This window comes from Synechococcus sp. PCC 7335, from assembly GCF_000155595.1.
GTDB lineage: Bacteria > Cyanobacteriota > Cyanobacteriia > Phormidesmidales > Phormidesmidaceae > Phormidesmis.
In genome coordinates, this window is record NZ_DS989904.1 from 1,779,868 (window position 1) to 1,797,695 (window position 17,828).

The following is a 17,828-nucleotide window of genomic DNA, read 5'->3' on the forward strand; positions in this document are numbered from 1 at the left end:
TGGCATTGATAGGTGGCTATTAACAACAGAAGTGAAAGCAGCAGGTCTACAACTATGCTGTTGGGTGGGTTGTTGGGTGTCCATGTGCGTACTCTAATGTCTGACTTTAATGTCTGGTCTGACTTTGGCCTCTAGACGGACTACGCCTTACCGCTAGGGGCGCTATTCTATATATCTACCCAAAAGATAGGCGCAACCTAGCACTCCTATCTTTTCACTATCTTCAGCGGTTTTCATGGCTCACTCTATTTGCATTCTCGGTGGCGGCTTCGGCGGCCTATATACTGCTCTTGCCCTGAGCAAACTCGATTGGGAAGAGACACCGCATGAAATTGTGCTAATCGACCAGCGTGATCGCTTTGTTTTTGCTCCGCTGCTGTACGAGTTAGTCACCGGTGAGCTGCAGACTTGGGAAATTGCCCCTCCGTACGAAGAACTCGTTGCGAATACGGGCATTCGCTTTCACCAAAGTGGCATAGACAATATCGATATCAACGCCCAAACCGTTGAACTCACTGATGGTGAAAGTCTTCGCTATGACCGTATCGTGCTAGCACTCGGTGGCGAGACCCCGATGGATATGGCACCTGGCGTGGCTGAGCATGCTATTCCTTTTCGTAGCTTAGAAGATGCCTACCGCCTAAAAGACAAGCTGCGCCAGCTAGAAAATGACAATCTTGAGAAAATTCGGGTTGCTATCGTCGGTGGCGGCTACAGCGGTGTCGAAATCGCCTGCAAGATCGCTGAACGACTGGGAGATAAAGGCCGGGTCCGGATTGTCGAAAGAGCCAATCAAATCCTTCAATCCTCTCCTGAGTTCAATCGAAAAGCTGCCCTAGATGCGCTCAATGAAAAGAATGTATGGATCGACTACGAAACCACTGTTACTGAAGTCACTGCTAACAGTTTCTCCATGAGCTACAAAGACAAAGTTGATACGCTCCCAGTCGATATTGTGCTCTGGACGGTTGGCAGCAAAGTGAGTCCTGCTTTAGACGCGCTTGATCTTCCTCGTAACGAACGTGGGCAGTTCACCATTGCTCCTACCCTTCAGGTCATAGATTATCCGCACGTGTTTGCGCTAGGAGATTTAGCTGATGGCCCTGACGCCGATGGCAAATCCGTTCCCCCTACTGCGCAGTCTGCGCTCCAGCAGGCTGACTATGCCGCCTGGAATATCTGGGCTAGCCTTAGCGATCGCCCGCTTCTTCCTTTCCGCTACCAGCACCTCGGCGAAATGATGACGCTAGGGACTGATAATGCCACGCTGACTGGGCTGGGTATCAAGCTAGAGGGAAATCTAGCCCATGTTGTCCGTCGTCTCACTTATCTCTATCGTATGCCCACCCTCGATCACCAGATTCGCGTTGGTATCAACTGGCTAACTCAACCAGTGCAGGAACTATTGACGGGCCTAAGTAAGTAGCTAAGCAGCTCTAAAGTTAACTCATGTCTGTATCTTCCTCCCGGTGGCCACGGCCAAAAGTTATCTATCTCGATGCTTTCGGTACACTCTTCGGTGTCAAAAGCAGCGTTGGCGATCTTTATAGTCAGCTGGCACACTCAGCCGGAGTAGAGAGCGATCCTCAAGCGGTCAATCAGGCTTTCTATCAAAGCTTTGCTGCTGCTGAGCGTTTGGCTTTTCCAGAGGCGAGTCCGGCTGATATCCCAGCGTTAGAATATCACTGGTGGAAAGCTATCGTAGCCCAGACGTTTGAGCAAGTAGGCGTGATCGATCGGTTTGAAGATTTTGATACCTTTTTCGCAACTCTGTATAACTATTTTGAAACTAGCGACCCATGGCATGTGTATGCTGATACCCCTTCGTCTCTTCGTCGCTGGCAGTCTATGGGAATTGAGCTAGGCGTTATTTCTAACTTTGACTCTCGTTTGCATCGCGTGCTTAGTCGTTTAGGATTAGATACGTATTTTCAATCGGTGACGCTATCTACCGAAGTGGGGGCTGCAAAACCTTCGCCCAAAATCTTTCAGGTGGCGCTGGCCAAACACAACTGTACGGCGCAGCAGGCATGGCATGTAGGCGATAGTGAAGCAGAGGATTATGTGGGCGCTAAAGCGATTGGTATGAGAGCAGTGCTAGTACTTAGATGAAGCACTTATAACTTTACTTGGTTATAGACAAGCGTTGATAGTTCAGTCATATTGCACAATGAGCTCTTTGCATGGCTTGTGCGATGTCTTCTTCCTATTGCCTACTGTTTGCGGTTTCTTCTCTCAGCGTGTTAGCAGTCCGGACAGGGCCGGCGATCGCACTACCTCTAACTGGCGCTTCTACCAGTCGCATCGTCATTCAGTCTGCTACAGAACAGACCCCAGTGAGCTCTTCTACGAAGCTGGCTAATCTAGGTTCAGACATCGTTCAGATAGCGCAGAGTTCTGCTGACGAAGTCCCCGAACCTAGCGATATTCTGCCCGAGCTTGGCGATATTCTGCCCGGGCCTGGCGATATTTGGCCCGAGCGACCTCCCGATGACCTGCCTGAAGAGACCCTACCGCCCCAGCTCCCTTCTCCTGAAGAGCTCTTAGGCGAACCTAGCGAGCCTGACGTTCCGCCCGATGCTTTAGAAGATGGTGAAGAAACGTTTGTAGTGAGCAAAATTCAGCTGGCAGGTAGCACCGCTTTTAGCGATGAAGATTTCGCCGAACTGTTTTCTAGATTTACTGGCGTTCCGATCACGTTTAATGACTTACTACAGGTCCGCTCAGCGGTAACCCAACGCTATATTGAGGCAGGCTTTGTTACGTCAGGGGCTTTTATTCCACCCCAGACCTTAGAAGAAGGTGTTGTCACTATACAGGTCTTAGAAGGCGCTATAGAAGAAATTGAGGTCGTCGGAACTAATCGTCTTAGACCTAACTATATTCGCGGCAGAATAGGATTAGTGGCGCGGCCGCCGATTAATACCAATAGGCTACTCGCTGGACTGCAGCGGCTGCAAATCGATCCGTTGATCGAAGCGGTATCCGCAGATTTGCAGGCGGGGGTACGGCCTGGGACAAGCATCCTCCGAGTAGAGATCACCGAGGCGGATGCGTTCGATGTAGTTGCCTCGGTAGACAATCGCCGTTCGCCTAATATCGGCAGTGTGAGCCGGCGGATCAACTTGCAGGCAGGGAACGTCTCAGGGTTAGGCGATCGCTTCTTCTTGGGCTATGCCAACACCAACGGCAGCAACGGCGTAGACGCCAGCTATTCTATTCCCCTTAGCCCTCGCAACACGCGTCTGATCCTTGAGGCGGGCTATGGTGATAGCCGAGTAATTGAAGATACCTTTGAGGTCTTAGACATTAGCTCTGACGCCTTTTACTACGAAGTCGGCGTCACTCATCCTTTAATCGAAAGTCCTACGCGAGAACTGACACTCGGTCTAGCCTTTTCACACACTGAGAACCAAATTCGTTCTGGTCTAGGAGATTTTGGTCAGGAGCTAGTCCTAGGGGCTGATGAAGATGGCAGAAGTAAAGTCAGCGCCCTACGATTCTCTCAAGGCTGGACGCAGAGAAATCAAAGGCAGGTGCTAGCTGCTAGATCGCAGTTCAACTTGGGCCTTGATATTCTAAACGCGACTAATAACGATGAAACAGGCATTCCAGACAGCCAGTTTTTTTCTTGGCGGGGACAGGGCCAGTGGGTCAGATTGCTTGGTGAGAATGCGCTCTTTTTTCTTAGAGGTGACCTTCAGCTAGCCACCGATCGGCTATTTTCTTCAGAACAGTTTGGCTTGGGCGGACAGCAGACCGTACGGGGCTATCGTCAAAACGCGCTGCTGCGAGACAACGGCGCGCTGGTTTCAGCAGAAGCGCGTTTGCCGATCATCCGCTTCTCAAGAGATAGTATTGTTCAAGTAGCCCCCTTCCTAGATGTGGGCACCGCTTGGAACAACTTTGACGACTCTGCCGATACAAACGTTCTAGCAGGGACAGGCGTTGGCCTTGTCTGGGAACAAAACGAGAATCTGTCGGCCAGGCTAGATTGGGGTATTCCCTTGGTGGATCTAGAGAGCACTAGCAATAGCTTGCAAGATAGCGGAATCTACTTTTCTGTTCGATACAACTTGTTTTGAAGTAGTCTGCTTGTTTTGAAGTGATCTGTGCGATTAAATAAGCGTCAGGTTAGTAGCGCCAGTAGCGGCGTCCGTATACGAAGGTGCCAATAGCCATACCCATTACAACAAGATAACTAATCCCACCAATAAATAGGCCCGGAATGGGCAATAAAGATCGAATAAACAGCGCCACCACGATACAGGCAACGAGTGCCCACATCGTATTCGCGGTGAGGATGACTTGATGAAAAAGCCGAGAAGTGACGAAGACCCCCAGTGCGCCGAGTCCGAAATAGACGGCCAGTGGAAGAAGAGATGCCATGAGAAACAAGAGCCCGTTAGGAATGCGAGTGGCAGCGGCTGAGCTGTTTAAAGCTACTAGCCCCATCAGCAGTAGATAGTCTATGGCGGTAGCGATCGCCACCGTTACTGCGGCACTCTTCGCTAGGTCGGCCCAAGGAAGATATTTAAGAGAGCGAAATGGGTTAGCCATAGTTAGCCACAGGGAGATTAGCCACAGAGAGATTAGCCATAGGGAGAAAAAGAGCTACTGATCAAAGGTAAGCGCTTTGCCGCGCACAGCGGTATCAATCTTGCCGCGGTCGTAGACGATCTGGCCACCGACGATAGTAACGACTGGCCAGCCAGTTAGATTCCATCCTTCAAAAGGACTCCAGCCACACTTTGTCTGTAGTTCCTCGCGCAAGACAGGGCGATAGGTAGATAAGTCGACTAAGACAAGATCAGCGTCATATCCAGGCTCAATTAGTCCCTTATTGGGAATATGGTAGGCCCTGGCAACGGCGGTAGACATCCAGTTGGCGACTTGAGCGACGGTGCAGCGATTTTGCTGAGACTGAGTCAGCATCAGGGGCAAAGAAGTCTCTACACCAGGCATACCAGAAGGCGCATGAGGATAGCCTTTACGCTTTTCTTCAAGGGTGTGGGGAGCATGATCAGTGGCGATAAAGTCAATCACACCATCTAGAAGTGCTTGCCAGAGAAACTCGCGATCGCGCTCATACTTCAGCGGTGGATTCATCTGCGCCAGCGTCCCTAGCTTTTCATACGCGCTCACATCTAGCAGCAAGTGTTGAGGCGTCACTTCGGCGGTGACCCAACTCGGCTTATCTCGGCGCAGCAGTTCGGCTTCTTCGCCAGTCGACATATGCAAAATATGCAATCGTCGCTGATACTTTTTCGAGAGGCTAAGGGCCAGTTTTGTCGCTAGCAGCGCCGTTTCATTGTCTTGCACTTTGGTATGAGTAGCCGGATCGCTTTCACCTGCGAACAGCTCTCGCCTAGCTAGAATGCGAGCTTGGTCTTCAGCGTGGACTGCGATCAGGCGATCGCCGACTGCAAAGATCGGCTCAATGGTTTCAGCCGTATCGACGGAGAGCGGGCCGTGGGCTGAGCCCATGAAGATTTTGATGCCACAGGTTGGGTTCGCGGTGCGCAAATCGTCTAGGTTTTCGGCGGTAGCCCCAATGAAGAAGCCATAGTTGACTAAGCTTTTAGACGCTGCGATCGCCAGTTTATCCGTCAAAACAGCTTGAGTTGTGGTCAGCGGCAGCGTATTGGGCATCTCTAAAAAAGAAGTTACACCTCCTCTTGCGCAAGCACGCGAGGCTGTGAACAAATCTTCTTTGTACTCAAGTCCTGGCTCGCGAAAATGCACCTGTGGGTCGATTACTCCAGGAAGTAGCGTCAATCCACTACCGTCAATGGTTCTAGCCTGTCTAGGCAACTTCAGGTCAGCACCAACTGCTGCGATCTTGCCTTCCTCAATGACCACCTCTGACGGTTCTATCTCTCCAGATGGCAACAGTATCTGCGCTGCGCGAATCACTAGCGGCATTTGCGTCATAATTAATCAAGCACGCTTCAAACAGCCTTTGACAGGCTATCGCAACTCTGGCGATAGGATCAAAGTGGTAGAAAGCTATCTAGCTAAACGCCTATCAAAATTAATGTTTCAATCAAAGTGGCTCAGTCTCCACCACCTATACAGCATCTGTCATCCTAACTAGAATGACGACAGACGCCGCCAAAGCATATATGCGTTTATACTTTTTCAACTGTCGAGTTCATATAAGTCGTGTCTGAAAAGCAGCAAAATCCGTGGATCGAAGGGCTACAAACAGTTGCTCTTAGTATCTTTCTAGCACTAGGTATTCGTCAGTTTGTCGCCGAAGCACGCTTCATTCCTTCAGAATCGATGCTGCCTACTCTCGAAGTTGATGATCGCCTAGTTGTCGAAAAAATCAGCTACCACTTTAATCCCCCCAAACGGGGCGACATCATTGTTTTTCGCGCGCCGCAAGCAGCTCTAGACGCTGCTCACTCCACGACCAAAGACGCCTACATCAAGCGCGTTATCGGCCTTCCTGGTGAAGAAGTAGAGATTAAACAGGGCAGAGTCTTTATAGACGGCAGTGCTCTAGAAGAAGATTACATCCAAGCCCCACCAGCCTATACCTGGGGTCCGCAAGTTGTCCCTACCGATGAATATTTGGTGTTGGGTGATAATCGTAACAGCAGCTCTGATGGTCATGTGTGGGGATTTCTCCCACGCGAAAGGATTATTGGCAGAGCTGTTGTTCGATTCTGGCCTATTCAGCGCATCGGTGGGTTGGATTGACTTCGATGCTTTGCTACTAGGCCCCGCTTGGCTGAACTTTGCTTGGCTACTGAGTTTCGTTTGCTACTGAAAAGGTGAGTCCGAAGACTGAATTGGCATAGGATCGGTCACATTTTGGCCGGATGAGGGGTACTTTATCAATATGTATTGATACGATTCTCTTCTTTCATGACTAAGCAACAGACTCGCTTCTGGGTAGAAGCCGTACAAACGGTTGGTCTTAGTGTTGCTCTAGCCTTTGGTGTCCGACAGTTCGTGGCTGAAGCGCGGCTAGTGCCTACTGGCTCTATGCAGCCCACCATTGAGATCAACGACCGTCTGTTTGTTGAGAAAATCAGCTACCGTTTTCATCCCCCAAAGCGAGGCGATATCATCGTTTTTCAAGCGCCGAAGGAAGCTTTGGAAGCTGCGCAGTCAACTACTAAAGATGCCTATTTGAAGCGTGTTGTTGGCCTGCCAGGCGAAGAAGTTGCTGTAAAAGATGGCCGGGTTTTTGTGGATGGTAAGGTCCTAGCTGAAGACTACATAAAATCGCCTCCAGCCTACGTATGGGGTCCAAACGTGGTACCAAACGGGCATTACCTAGTGCTTGGTGACAATCGCAATAGTAGCTCCGATGGTCATGTTTGGGGATTCTTATCAGAAGAGACGATTATTGGTAAGGCAGCGGTTCGGTTCTGGCCGCCTAGTCGAATTGGTGGGTTGGATTGATATCGCTAGTGCTCTCAAGAGATGGAGCCCGTATTAGATAACGTGTTACCTGTCCAGTTAGAGACTACTGTCTTAGGGCTTGTTTTCGAAGGACTTGTTATAAATCACTGGCATCTGACCTTTCCACTTATTCCATAGATCATCATCAGTCATCAAGTTAGCCATAAAGTGGCTGACATTAATACGACTAGTTGAGCCCGCATCAAAGATGGCACTTCTAACAGGTGAAGGATGTACTTCGTACTCGCTTACCTGCGCTTCGTGAGTCAGAGTATCCGGACGAACTACGCTCCATTCAATGTTCGGATTATTCTGACCAATTTCGGTCCGTAGATAGTCTGCGGCTTGTTCATTGTCCGCATGGGGCGGCAGGAGTGCCCGAATCAACCAAATGATACACTTTTGGGCAAGTGAAATTCGCTCAGGCAAATCTCGATTGCGATTACCCGCTGTATTCATTAGCACAACTTTAGTTGACGTCTGTGTCTGGTTGGCTTTAATCGCGTCGCACAGTAGACGTATTGCATCAGTGACTAACCAGCGCGGCTGTCCATAGATGCCGCTCCAAGTCATGTTGTGTCCTAAGCACGACGCGATCGCACTACATGGACTAACGTGTTGAACCATTTCCGTTTCGCTCAGCTCGAGTAGATTAGCGCAGACGATCTGTAAGTTTGTGTGCTGTCGGAGCGCTTCTGAGATCTTTTCGGGTGAACGCACAATGGCGACGACGTTCAGACCACGATTGAGTAAGGCTTGAACGAGTAGCCGTCCGGTGGCCCCACTAGCGCCGACTACAAGGACTTTGGTCATGGCTTCTCTACCGCTCGGTTCTATACATCAGATCTTTACGTAAGCTCTACACGTCAGCTCTATACATCAGTACCAATCTTGCATATCAGCATCAAAACTGGCAGTTCCACACATGAGAGACTTTTCCCTGTATAGATTGTCCAGCCCAAGGGGTGTTGAAAGCTGACAGCGTTTGTAAGTTTTGAGCGGTGAGTGTCCATTGAGTTGCTGGATTAAAGAGGGTTAGCTCAGCGCTCGCACCGATCTCTAACCTACCAGCATCTAGCTGAAGACAGTTGGCTGGGCCGTGACTCAACCGATGCCACAGTAGGTCTGGAGGCCATTTCCCGGTGACGACGAAGGTTTGCCACAAGATCGGTAAAGCTAGCTCTAACCCGATCGCACCGGGCGGGGCTAAATCGAAGGCGACAGTTTTTTCTTCATAGGTGTAGGGGCTATGATCGATGGCGATCGCCTCTAAAACGCCCTCTCTAACAGCGTCTACTAAAGCCTGTCGATCAGCCGGGTTACCTAATGGCGGGTCGTGACGCAAGCTAGGCTGATAGTCTTGTAGATCTCCTGTATCAAAGCAAAGGTGATGCCAGGCTACACTGGCAGTAATCGGTAGGCCCTGCTCTTTGGCCTGTCGGATTAAGGTGATGCTTCGAGCCGTAGAAACGCGCATGATATGGATCGGAGTCGACGTCTCAGCGATGTATTCTAATAGCGCGGCCAGCGAAGCGGTCTCGGCAATTACGCTGACGCCTTCTAACCCCAATCGCAGACTATTTACCCCCTCTCTAGCGGCACCCGCTCCAGCAATTTGAGGATCACAAGGCCATAGGGCGATTGGCTGGTTTAGAGGCTGCATATATTCCAGCAGTCGTTTAACGAGAACTGGATTAGAGAGGGGTCTAGCATCCGTAAACCCAACCGCGCCTGCTTCTGCTAGCTCAGCAAAGTCCACAAGCTGCTTGCCCTTGGCGCCGATGGTGATAGCAGACCAGGGCATAAGCTTGGTTTGGGCTGAAAGATTGGTGCCCACTTTCTGGGCGGCAAGAATAGAGGCGATCGCGCTGATACTATCAGCCGCAGGCTGAGTGGTTGGCAGCAGGCCTACTCGAGTGAATCCACCGGCGGTAGCTGCCCGTCGCAAAGACACATAGGTTTCTCTAGGCTCGTAGCCAGGTTCACCGCTTTGGCTGTAGAGATCGATTAAGCCTGGACCTAGGAACTGACCGCTGCCATCAACGATCTCGGTATCGGTTGGTATCTCTGTAATCGAAGGGGCGATCGCTGCAATTTTTCCGGCTTCAATAAGCACATCACCCACGCCATCAGCCGTCAGCTCAGCGGCTCCTCCTATCAAGGTTGCCTGTGTGATCAGCTGCCTCATAGAATGCGACATAAGCCTATAGAGCCCCGGCCGCTGTCTTGTCAAAAATGCTGCCTGATAGATGCGTTGTAATGTTCGCTGCGCTTAAGACGGGTAGGCTGTCTGCTCCACCGTGATAGTCAATCACACTGACTGCGCCGTTGCCTTGCTTAAACTGCCAAAACTTCTCTGGCCCAAGTCCAAACAGCTGACATAAGATTGCCTTGTTGATGGCATCGTGAGCGACCACCATCACCGTTGGTGGCGTATCCCAATAGTCTGTGCCCTCACTGTAGGCCGCGACAATATCTCCCCAGCCTTTCTTCGCTCTAGCCCATACATCCTCTAGATTTTCGCCTGCTGGCATCTGTACTGTCTCGGGTTTGCTTTGCCACTGAGCGAGCATGCCAGGATAGCCGGCTTCAATCTCGGTTTCTAGCATGCCTTCCCATTCGCCGTGGCCGATTTCCCAGAGCTGCTCTGTGGTTTCTAGGCGCACTTCTGGATGATGCTGCAAAATACCCTCGGCTGTTTCTTTGGGTCGTAACATCGAAGAACTCACAGCCGCATCGATGCTGACCGTCTTCAGAAATTCACCTGCCTGCGCCGCCTGACGGTGACCGTTTTCGTTAAGTGGAATATCGATTTTTCCTTGAAACCGACCGTCTCGATTCCAGTTAGTTTCGCCGTGACGTACCAGTAAGAATCTAGGCCCTTTAAAGCGCGATCGCCGCTGAGGGATCGGCTGCCCCAGATGACTTGTCAAGTTCAACGACTCTAGCTGCACACTAGCTACCTCGCCTTCTTGCCCACTGATAAAATTCAGCACGTTGATCGCGCAATTATCTTGTCCCATACTGTTCAAGCTTGCAGGGCCTAAGCCAATTGCAGCACCTAGTAGCGCGCGGTTAATCGCACTATGACCTACTAGCAGAATGGTTTGACCTGGATGCTTGGCTAAGACAGTCTGCCAAAATAGCGTCGCCCGTTCCCACATATCTCGAACCGGATAGAAATCCGTTGTTGTTCCATCTGCGTTCGGCAGCGGCATGACAAACTCGTTTGGTAAGGTCCTCCAGGCTTGATACATCTCCTGGTAGTTAGCCTCTACCTCATCGAATGACTTTGATTCCCATAGCGGTAAATTGATCTCTTTGATTAAATCTGCAATCTGAATCTTAGGCAGTGCATTTCCGGTCTGTTTCATCGTCTCAACGATGATTTCACAGGTGTGCTGGGCTCGCTTTAGCGGACTAGTATACACAGCGTCTAGCGTTAACCCTGAGAGTGTTTTGCCTACCTGATGCGCCTGCTGTTTGCCTAATTCTGTAAGGACTGCTTTATCGTGGTGGCCTTGAATGACTCGGCTTGCATTCGAGGTACTTTGACCATGCCGAACGATGATAACAGTGGTTTTCAACGGAGCTGCCTCGCCTTTAGATAGAGCTATAGCTTTTGCCACTTCTGCGCTTCAGACATTTCCAATCAGTAAGATTTTTGTCTTAACAAAGCGCTAGGGCACACTAGGCGCACGAATGCATTCGACGCTAGCTACTATATATGCCAGAGCTATCTTACAACGAAGCGCCTATTGCAATAGGATATGTAGGAAACAACGTTGAGATGCAGAATCGACGTGTTCGCATACCAACTCGCCTATAAAACTTGTCTGTAACTAGGTATCTGTGACTGTGTATATACAGCGTAAACACAGACGAGTTGCCTACAATAATGGGGTATGTCAAAGATCGTCACCTATAGCCCTGCCTACACTCTAGTTCCGACCTACGAGTGCTTCAATCGCTGTACTTACTGTAACTTTCGCCAAGAACCAGGTACTGATCAGTGGATGAGTCTAGAGAAGGCTAGAGAAACGCTGACGCGATTGCAGTCTACAGAAGTCATTGAAATTCTTATCTTGAGCGGCGAAGTTCACCCTAAGAGTGCTCGCCGGGCGGCATGGTTTGAGCATATCTATCAGATGTGTGAGCTAGCGCTGGCGATGGGATTTCTTCCACATACCAATGTCGGTCCACTTAGCTATCAGGAGATGGCGGCGCTTAAACAGGTCAATGCTTCGATGGGGTTGATGCTAGAGCAAATGACACCTACTTTGATGAACACAGTACACAAGTACGCGCCAAGTAAGCAGCCTGAGCGGCGGTTAGAACAATTGAACTTTGCAGGTAGGCTAAAGATTCCATTTACGACAGGAATATTACTGGGCTTAGGTGAAACCGTTGAAGATTGGCAAGAGAGCTTAAGCGCGATTGCCCAAGTTCACCAAAAGTACGGACACATTCAAGAAGTGATTTTGCAGCCACACCAGCCAGGAGAAAGGCAGAGTGAAGTGCGATCGCCTTGCTACGGAACTACCCTGCTAAAAGCAGTGAAGCTGGCTAAGTCTGTTCTTCCTTCGGACATTACAATTCAAATTCCACCGAATTTGATTCTCTTAGACCAGGCACTGCTAGACTGCATTGCCGCAGGTGCAACAGACTTAGGTGGTATTGGCCCAATCGATGAAGTCAATCCGAACTATAGCCACCGTGATCGCATTACTATGCGATCGCTTTTAGACACTCAAGGCTGGAAGCTACAGAAAAGACTGCCGGTTTATAGACAATACGATCAATGGCTACCTTCTGAGATAGCCGAAGTCTCAAAGCAGTATCAATATTCTGCTGAAAACGCACTGTCGTAACCCACTGTAGAAGGCAAGCGCGGCACTCAGCGTTCGGCACTAAGTCCGGTACTATACAGATTCTTTGGTGAATGAATCTGAAAGTATGCAACGATTTAGGCACCACTATGTACCTATGACGATGGCCCAAGAACGCGAACCCTTCATTAGCCTCGCGCTATATCACCTGTTTAAGTGGTCGGTGGTCAGCCCGGTGTTACATGGCTATTTTCGCGGACGTATCTATGGGGCTAAGAAGGTACCAAAGCAAGGGCCGTTAATTATTGTGGCTAACCATGCCAGTAATTTTGATCCGCCGCTATTGTCTAACTGCATCGGACGACCAGTGTCTTTTATGGCAAAAGAGTCGCTGTTTCGAGTGCCAGTGCTAGCACCAGCGATTCGAGCCTATGGAGCATATCCGGTTAAGAGAGGCTCAGCCGATCGCAGCGCTATTCGAGAAGCCCTCCGGCAGCTAGAGAATGGCTGGGCAGTAGGTATTTTTTTACAGGGGATACGCACCTCAGACGGACGAATCCCAGATCCTAAGCTAGGAGCGGCGCTAATTGCAGCGAAAGCTCAAGTCCCGCTGTTACCGGTCAGCTTGTGGGGGACTGAGAAGATTTTGAAAAAAGGAGCGCTTCTGCCTAGACCAGCAGCGGTAACGGTAAGAATTGGGGAGGTGCTCCCCCCTCCGCTGACTAAAGACAAGGCCGAACTACGGGCAATTACACAGCGCTGCGCGGACGAAATTCATAGCCTACATGAGCTAGGTAGATAAAGAGCTGCTAGGAAGATAGAAGCAGAAGAGGCTTGAAGCAAACTGCTCAACGAAGAGGTAGCGATCGCAGGTAAAATGCGAAGAACTAGACTATATAGCCGCGTTCGGATGTATTCGGGGCACGGGAAGTCACTTGACCTACTGCCGTATAGGGGTTTAGCTGTACTGCTCTACTTTGGCTACTCTACTTTAGCTGATCTAGAACTTTAGCTAATTTAGAGAAGTGACGATAGCTATAGTACATCTAGCCGTCGAAGGGCCTCTATGCCAGAAGATTCTATGTCAGAAGAGCGAGTGTCAGAAGAGTCAGTGTCAAATGATTTGTATGCGGAACTTACAGAAATGATGGGGCCAGTGTCATGGGAACTGCTAAAGCCCCATGTACAGCGCGATGCAGTCATCGTGGTCAATCCACAGCTTGACCTGGTCGAAGCCGGGGCGGCGATCGCCTCTAATCAAACCCAGGTCGTAGAGCGTTGGATTAATGAACAGCTCATTCGCAAACCTACCGCCGAACAGCTTGTAACCTGGAATAGTGAAACCAAGCGGTTCCTCTCTTTGATTGTGCAACCCTACGTTTTAGTCCAAGTTGAGCCTGTTGCTTCTACTGAGCAGGTTGATTCATTACCTGACCTACCGTCTGATTGACAGCCGTCTATGGAAGACCATCCGCTTTGGAAACACCTAGCAACATCCTCACTGTTGCGTTATTTGTTGTTGTTTGTCTGCGGGTGGGCGGCGGTAGCGCTTCTAGAATATTTTGAAACCGTCATTATCATCTTCACTGCTGCGACGATTTTAGCTTTTTTGCTGAGTTATCCGGTGCGTTGGCTACGACGGTTTTTGCCGCACGGCGTTGCTGTTTCGATTGTCTTTGCGATCGCCTTGATGGTAATTGGCGGCCTCATTACGACAATTGCGCTGGTTGTGCTCTCTCAGGGTCAGCCACTCATTGACAACCTCTCTGACTTCCTAACTTCTTTGACGCCTCGGATCGAAGCCTTAGAACAATTTCTTCAACGGCGAAATCTACCTGTTGATCTGCAGTCTCTGGGTGCTCAGTTTCGCGATCAGGCGGTTGGCCTACTTGGCGTAGGCGTAAATTTGTTGCAAGGTCTAGTGAATAATTTTCTACACTCGGTTCTGATTGCTGTAGTGACTTTGTTCATGCTGTTTGACGGTGCACGGCTGTGGTATTTCCTCATCAAAAGGCTACCGCTAGACCAACAGAGGCGGATTACAGAAACTGTTCAAGATAGTTTCTTAGGGTTCTTTTGGGGACGGCTACTTCTTTCTATCTTCTTCGGTGTGTCAACGTTTGTTGTTTTTCTATTACTAGGCGTACCCTATGCACCGACGCTGGCCGTTATTGCTGGAGTGTTTGATCTAATTCCGGGTATCGGTGCAACCCTAGGTGTTAGCTTAATCTCACTATTCCTACTATCGCAAAGTATCTTACTAGCTACGCAGTCAATCGTGATTTGCGTAGTGCTTCAGCAGGTAGAAGAGAATTTGTTGCTGCCGCGCATCATGAAAGACTCATTAAACATCAATCCTGTGGTGATGTTCTTTGCGCTAATTGTGGGTGCACGAATCGCAGGTGTCTTAGGAATTTTCTTGTCTATTCCAGTCGCTAGCACTATCATCAACTTATTAGAAATTGATGAAATGAAGGGCAGCGCTGCGGTATCTAGTTCCGCCGCCAAAACCAAATCTTAGCCAGCTTTCCATTAGCCAGCTTGACAATAGAGTGCTACTAGTCGTTTCATCGTGGGCGATCACCTAAAGCTCTTAAGTCTTACTAACAACCAGTACAACTAGCCTTGTCAGCCTCTATCCTACAGATCCTCGGCTGAATACTACTCAAGCAGCAGCGCATATGAACACCCCTCGCCAAGTTCTCATCTACGATACAACGCTTAGAGATGGCATCCAGCGACACGGTATTTCCTGCACCTTCGAAGACAAGATAAAAATTCTCAATCGTCTTGCTCAACTTGGCATTCCTTTTATCGAAGGCGGCTGGCCTGGTGCAAATGCTGTTGATACTCGGCTTTTCGACTATTTGAAAACAAAGCCTCTGCTCAACACCCAAGTTGTTGCCTTTGGCTCTACTCGGCGATCGCATCAAAAGCCCTCAGAAGATCTGACGCTGCAAAACTTGCTAAACGCCAATACCCAATGGCTGACAATCTTTGGTAAATCCTGGGATCTCCATGTGACCGATGCGCTCAAAGTCAGCCTTGGCGAAAATTTAGCGATGATTCAAGATTCTATCGAATTCTTACGCGCTAACGGACGTCGAGTCATCTATGACGCTGAGCATTGGTTTGATGGCTACCAGGCGAACCCTGACTATGCACTTAAAACGCTAGAGGCTGCTGTACTGGGCGGCGCTGATTGGATAGTCCTTTGCGATACTAACGGCGGCACCCTACCTAAAACAGTCGAAGCCATCGTAGATAAGGTTCGCACTTGGCTGCAGATCAACCACACCGATCTTATCGATCCACCCCAGATTGGTATTCACACCCATAACGACAGCGGCAGCGCTGTTACTAGCTCGCTCTTTGCGGTAGAGGCAGGCGCCAGAATGGTCCATGGGACTATCAACGGCTACGGCGAACGCTGCGGCAACGCTGATCTGTGCAGTGTCATTCCAAACCTACAGCTCAAGATGGACTATGACTGCCTGTCTTCTGAGCAGTTGAAAACCCTAGCTGAAACGAGTCGATTCGTGAGCGAAATAGTCAACTTGGCAGCGGATGATCACGCGCCTTATGTTGGCCGTTCCGCTTTTGCTCACAAGGGCGGAATTCATATCAGCGCGGTAGAACGTAATCCCAAAACCTACGAACATATTGAACCGAGTGCAGTTGGTAATGCCCGGCACATTGTCGTCTCTAGCTCATCTGGAGCTAGCACCGTTCTCTCCAAAGCCAAGAGCTACGGTATCACCCTTAGAAAGAACGATCCGGCTACTCGAAACATCATTAACCGTGTCAAAGAATTAGAGGATCAAGGCTACCAGTTTGAAGCGGCTGAAGCTAGCTTTGAGCTGCTGCTACGTACAGAACTGAACCTACATCAGCCACTGTTTCAGCTACGCGGCTTTGAAGTCAATTACAACGTGATTCAGTCGGACGTGCAATGCAACATCGGGGCTCGCGCCATGATCAAAGCAGCGGTGAAAGGGCAAGAAGTGCTAGAAGTTGCCGAATGTATGGGCCCGGTATCGGCGTTGGATAAGGCGTTGCACAAAGCACTGGTCCGGTTCTTCCCGGCGGTGGAAACCTTCTATCTAACTGACTACAAAGTTCGCATTCTCAATAGCGAGGCGGGTACGGCGGCAAAAGTCCGAGTACTTGTAGAATCTAGCAACGGAAAACAGAGATGGACCACAATTGGGGTATCAGTCAATATACTAGAGGCCTCTTATCAGGCAGTGGCTGCTGGCATTGAGTACGGACTATACCAAGCGGCCAAAAGCCGATCAGCTAAAACAAGTACAGAGAAACTGCCTGCATAAGTGGCGATGTCTCAAAGGCAATGTCTTGGCATGCGATTGGACTGACAGCGCATGCGAAAAAGAGAGCATAGTGCCCTCTTCCACTCGATACGTTCATCCCATTGCCTGATTCCAATCAGATCGATTAATCCAGATAGCCCATTAACGTACCAGGATCTTCATCTATATTGTTGCTGGCAATAGGTCTGTGACCAGGTAAAGAGTCAATGTCAGAAAAATCTATAGTATCTACAGCCACAGGTCGATGGCCGGGCAACGAGTCAACAGTGGAAATCTCAAATGCACCAGACATCACCGGTCGAATACCCGCAGAGGACAATGAATCAACGACCTCTACATTACTCAGTTCAATCGGACGATGGTTAGGCAGCGAATCAGACTCGAACACGCGAGAATGATCCGTGAGCTCTACCACTTCATGTTGAGGAGCTTTGGCTAAACCGCCCTTATTAGCAGTTTCGTCCTTTGCCGTTTCAGATTTGGATTCAGCAGTCACAGCTACTTTCTTACGGCTGCGGTTACTGCTGGCAGCACTTTTAGTGGTGCCGTTCTCGTCGGAGGTGCTCATGGCGTTGACCTTGTTTTCTTATTATTGGAGACCTGCTGAGCCCGTTGACTGTAAGGCTTCAGAATGGCCCAAGTGCGGAGGTTCGCAGATGAATAACTATAAGATGCTATTCACTAAACTTAAGGAAATATTATAGGTGAAAATCAGACCAATTCAGTTTACGAAAGGTAATAACGCCGATAAAAAGAGCTGTTGTTGTGTGCAGCTATACTTTACCGACGCTATAATAGTTATTCACACGGGGCTGAAACGGTTTCGACGTTTTAACGAAAGTCGTGTTGTGATACAGGTCAAGAGTGAGTCTACTCTTGTAAATAAAGGCTCAAACTTAAAGATACATGCAAACAACATCGTACCTTTTGCTCGTAAGCGCGCTCTTGTAGCTGCTGCCTAATAACCTCTTATAGGTTCGAGCGTCTGAGCTGTGACTCCGTTAAGCAGTAAGGACTAAACCCCCAACGGGTGCTCTGGCAAACTTTCTTCGATGGGTGCGCCAGCTAAGACTTTCATCGAAGCATCCTGTTTCCGGGACAATGGAAAACTCCCGCCCTGAGGGTTAGAGGGGCTATACCTGTGAGTGAGCGACACGTGATTACTTAGAGCGGACACGGGTTCGACTCCCGTCAGCTCCATCCAACCTAGATTAAGAAAGGCTCAACCAGTGATGGCTGAGCCTTTTGT

16 protein-coding genes and 1 other RNA gene are annotated in these 17,828 nt (G+C 49.6%); 11 read left to right on the plus strand and 6 right to left on the minus strand.

What is annotated here, in order from left to right:
- The first annotated feature begins 235 nt into the window (after nucleotides 1–235).
- The 3 genes from S7335_RS07830 to S7335_RS07840 all read left to right on the plus strand — a co-directional run bounded on the left by S7335_RS07830 (nucleotide 236) and on the right by S7335_RS07840 (nucleotide 4,085).
- On the plus strand, nucleotides 236–1,426 hold the full coding sequence (locus S7335_RS07830) for an NAD(P)/FAD-dependent oxidoreductase (protein WP_006456273.1): 1,191 nt from the start codon (nucleotides 236–238) through the stop codon (nucleotides 1,424–1,426).
- A gap of 23 nt (nucleotides 1,427–1,449) precedes the next feature.
- On the plus strand, nucleotides 1,450–2,112 hold the full coding sequence (locus tag S7335_RS07835) for an HAD-IA family hydrolase (RefSeq protein ID WP_006453889.1): 663 nt from the start codon (nucleotides 1,450–1,452) through the stop codon (nucleotides 2,110–2,112).
- An 83-nt stretch (nucleotides 2,113–2,195) separates the two neighbouring features.
- Nucleotides 2,196–4,085, plus strand: a complete 1,890-nt coding sequence (locus tag S7335_RS07840) for a ShlB/FhaC/HecB family hemolysin secretion/activation protein (RefSeq protein ID WP_198011357.1) — start codon at nucleotides 2,196–2,198, stop codon at nucleotides 4,083–4,085.
- Nucleotides 4,086–4,134: 49 nt separating this feature from the next.
- Here S7335_RS07840 and S7335_RS07845 read toward each other — a convergent pair whose 3' ends face one another.
- Nucleotides 4,135–4,560, minus strand: coding sequence for a hypothetical protein (locus S7335_RS07845; protein ID WP_006456307.1), 426 nt, complete (start codon nucleotides 4,558–4,560; stop codon nucleotides 4,135–4,137).
- 54 nt (nucleotides 4,561–4,614) lie between these two features.
- Nucleotides 4,615–5,934 (minus strand): dihydroorotase, encoded by a 1,320-nt coding sequence (locus S7335_RS07850; protein ID WP_038015880.1) that lies wholly within the window; start codon nucleotides 5,932–5,934, stop codon nucleotides 4,615–4,617.
- A 231-nt stretch (nucleotides 5,935–6,165) separates the two neighbouring features.
- On the opposite strand from S7335_RS07850, the gene lepB (S7335_RS07855) reads away from it, so the two are divergent.
- Together lepB (S7335_RS07855) and lepB (S7335_RS07860) are read left to right on the plus strand one after the other, a co-directional pair.
- Nucleotides 6,166–6,708, plus strand: a complete 543-nt coding sequence (lepB, locus tag S7335_RS07855; protein WP_006456146.1) for a signal peptidase I — start codon at nucleotides 6,166–6,168, stop codon at nucleotides 6,706–6,708.
- A gap of 168 nt (nucleotides 6,709–6,876) precedes the next feature.
- The gene (gene lepB, locus S7335_RS07860) at nucleotides 6,877–7,419 is read left to right on the plus strand and encodes a signal peptidase I (RefSeq protein ID WP_006453689.1); all 543 of its coding nucleotides are present in this window, start codon (nucleotides 6,877–6,879) and stop codon (nucleotides 7,417–7,419) included.
- A gap of 72 nt (nucleotides 7,420–7,491) precedes the next feature.
- Here lepB (S7335_RS07860) and S7335_RS07865 read toward each other — a convergent pair whose 3' ends face one another.
- From S7335_RS07865 to S7335_RS07875, 3 genes are all read right to left on the minus strand, one after another.
- Complete coding sequence (locus S7335_RS07865) at nucleotides 7,492–8,232, minus strand: NAD(P)-dependent oxidoreductase (RefSeq protein ID WP_006454125.1); 741 nt, start codon at nucleotides 8,230–8,232, stop codon at nucleotides 7,492–7,494.
- A gap of 91 nt (nucleotides 8,233–8,323) precedes the next feature.
- Nucleotides 8,324–9,619: a dihydroorotase gene (locus S7335_RS07870; protein WP_227499965.1), complete on the minus strand. Its 1,296-nt coding sequence runs from the start codon at nucleotides 9,617–9,619 to the stop codon at nucleotides 8,324–8,326.
- 4 nt (nucleotides 9,620–9,623) lie between these two features.
- Nucleotides 9,624–11,006: a histidine phosphatase family protein gene (locus S7335_RS07875; protein ID WP_006457319.1), complete on the minus strand. Its 1,383-nt coding sequence runs from the start codon at nucleotides 11,004–11,006 to the stop codon at nucleotides 9,624–9,626.
- A gap of 318 nt (nucleotides 11,007–11,324) precedes the next feature.
- On the opposite strand from S7335_RS07875, the gene cofG reads away from it, so the two are divergent.
- From cofG to cimA, 5 genes are all read left to right on the plus strand, one after another.
- Nucleotides 11,325–12,290 (plus strand): 7,8-didemethyl-8-hydroxy-5-deazariboflavin synthase subunit CofG, encoded by a 966-nt coding sequence (cofG, locus tag S7335_RS07880; RefSeq protein WP_006456225.1) that lies wholly within the window; start codon nucleotides 11,325–11,327, stop codon nucleotides 12,288–12,290.
- 115 nt (nucleotides 12,291–12,405) lie between these two features.
- Nucleotides 12,406–13,050, plus strand: coding sequence for a 1-acyl-sn-glycerol-3-phosphate acyltransferase (locus tag S7335_RS07885; protein WP_006454207.1), 645 nt, complete (start codon nucleotides 12,406–12,408; stop codon nucleotides 13,048–13,050).
- Nucleotides 13,051–13,314: 264 nt separating this feature from the next.
- The gene (locus S7335_RS07890; protein ID WP_006456063.1) at nucleotides 13,315–13,698 is read left to right on the plus strand and encodes a DUF2288 domain-containing protein; all 384 of its coding nucleotides are present in this window, start codon (nucleotides 13,315–13,317) and stop codon (nucleotides 13,696–13,698) included.
- A 9-nt stretch (nucleotides 13,699–13,707) separates the two neighbouring features.
- Nucleotides 13,708–14,769, plus strand: a complete 1,062-nt coding sequence (locus tag S7335_RS07895; RefSeq protein ID WP_006454900.1) for an AI-2E family transporter — start codon at nucleotides 13,708–13,710, stop codon at nucleotides 14,767–14,769.
- A 160-nt stretch (nucleotides 14,770–14,929) separates the two neighbouring features.
- Nucleotides 14,930–16,579 carry a citramalate synthase gene (gene cimA / locus S7335_RS07900; RefSeq protein WP_006455394.1) on the plus strand — a complete coding sequence of 550 codons (1,650 nt, stop codon included), beginning with the start codon at nucleotides 14,930–14,932 and terminating at the stop codon, nucleotides 16,577–16,579.
- A 124-nt stretch (nucleotides 16,580–16,703) separates the two neighbouring features.
- Here cimA and S7335_RS07905 read toward each other — a convergent pair whose 3' ends face one another.
- Entirely contained in the window at nucleotides 16,704–17,147 is a 444-nt protein-coding gene (locus S7335_RS07905; RefSeq protein WP_006456024.1) for a hypothetical protein, read from the minus strand.
- Between the two features lie 240 nt (nucleotides 17,148–17,387).
- On the opposite strand from S7335_RS07905, the gene ssrA reads away from it, so the two are divergent.
- Nucleotides 17,388–17,782, plus strand: a transfer-messenger RNA (tmRNA) gene (gene ssrA, locus S7335_RS26695).
- Nucleotides 17,783–17,828: the final 46 nt, after the last annotated feature.

What these genes read in the sequence shown, in the direction of transcription:
- S7335_RS07905 (WP_006456024.1), bottom strand. Translation starts at nt 17,147, where the DNA reads ATGAGCACCTCCGACGAGAACGGCACCACTAAAAGTGCTGCCAGCAGT.
- S7335_RS07865 (WP_006454125.1), bottom strand. Translation starts at nt 8,232, where the DNA reads ATGACCAAAGTCCTTGTAGTCGGCGCTAGTGGGGCCACCGGACGGCTA.
- S7335_RS07870 (WP_227499965.1), bottom strand. Translation starts at nt 9,619, where the DNA reads ATGTCGCATTCTATGAGGCAGCTGATCACACAGGCAACCTTGATAGGA.
- S7335_RS07845 (WP_006456307.1), bottom strand. Translation starts at nt 4,560, where the DNA reads ATGGCTAACCCATTTCGCTCTCTTAAATATCTTCCTTGGGCCGACCTA.
- lepB (WP_006453689.1), top strand. Translation starts at nt 6,877, where the DNA reads ATGACTAAGCAACAGACTCGCTTCTGGGTAGAAGCCGTACAAACGGTT.
- S7335_RS07830 (WP_006456273.1), top strand. Translation starts at nt 236, where the DNA reads ATGGCTCACTCTATTTGCATTCTCGGTGGCGGCTTCGGCGGCCTATAT.
- S7335_RS07890 (WP_006456063.1), top strand. Translation starts at nt 13,315, where the DNA reads ATGCCAGAAGATTCTATGTCAGAAGAGCGAGTGTCAGAAGAGTCAGTG.
- S7335_RS07885 (WP_006454207.1), top strand. Translation starts at nt 12,406, where the DNA reads ATGACGATGGCCCAAGAACGCGAACCCTTCATTAGCCTCGCGCTATAT.
- S7335_RS07895 (WP_006454900.1), top strand. Translation starts at nt 13,708, where the DNA reads ATGGAAGACCATCCGCTTTGGAAACACCTAGCAACATCCTCACTGTTG.
- S7335_RS07840 (WP_198011357.1), top strand. Translation starts at nt 2,196, where the DNA reads ATGTCTTCTTCCTATTGCCTACTGTTTGCGGTTTCTTCTCTCAGCGTG.
- cimA (WP_006455394.1), top strand. Translation starts at nt 14,930, where the DNA reads ATGAACACCCCTCGCCAAGTTCTCATCTACGATACAACGCTTAGAGAT.
- S7335_RS07835 (WP_006453889.1), top strand. Translation starts at nt 1,450, where the DNA reads ATGTCTGTATCTTCCTCCCGGTGGCCACGGCCAAAAGTTATCTATCTC.
- S7335_RS07850 (WP_038015880.1), bottom strand. Translation starts at nt 5,934, where the DNA reads ATGACGCAAATGCCGCTAGTGATTCGCGCAGCGCAGATACTGTTGCCA.
- cofG (WP_006456225.1), top strand. Translation starts at nt 11,325, where the DNA reads ATGTCAAAGATCGTCACCTATAGCCCTGCCTACACTCTAGTTCCGACC.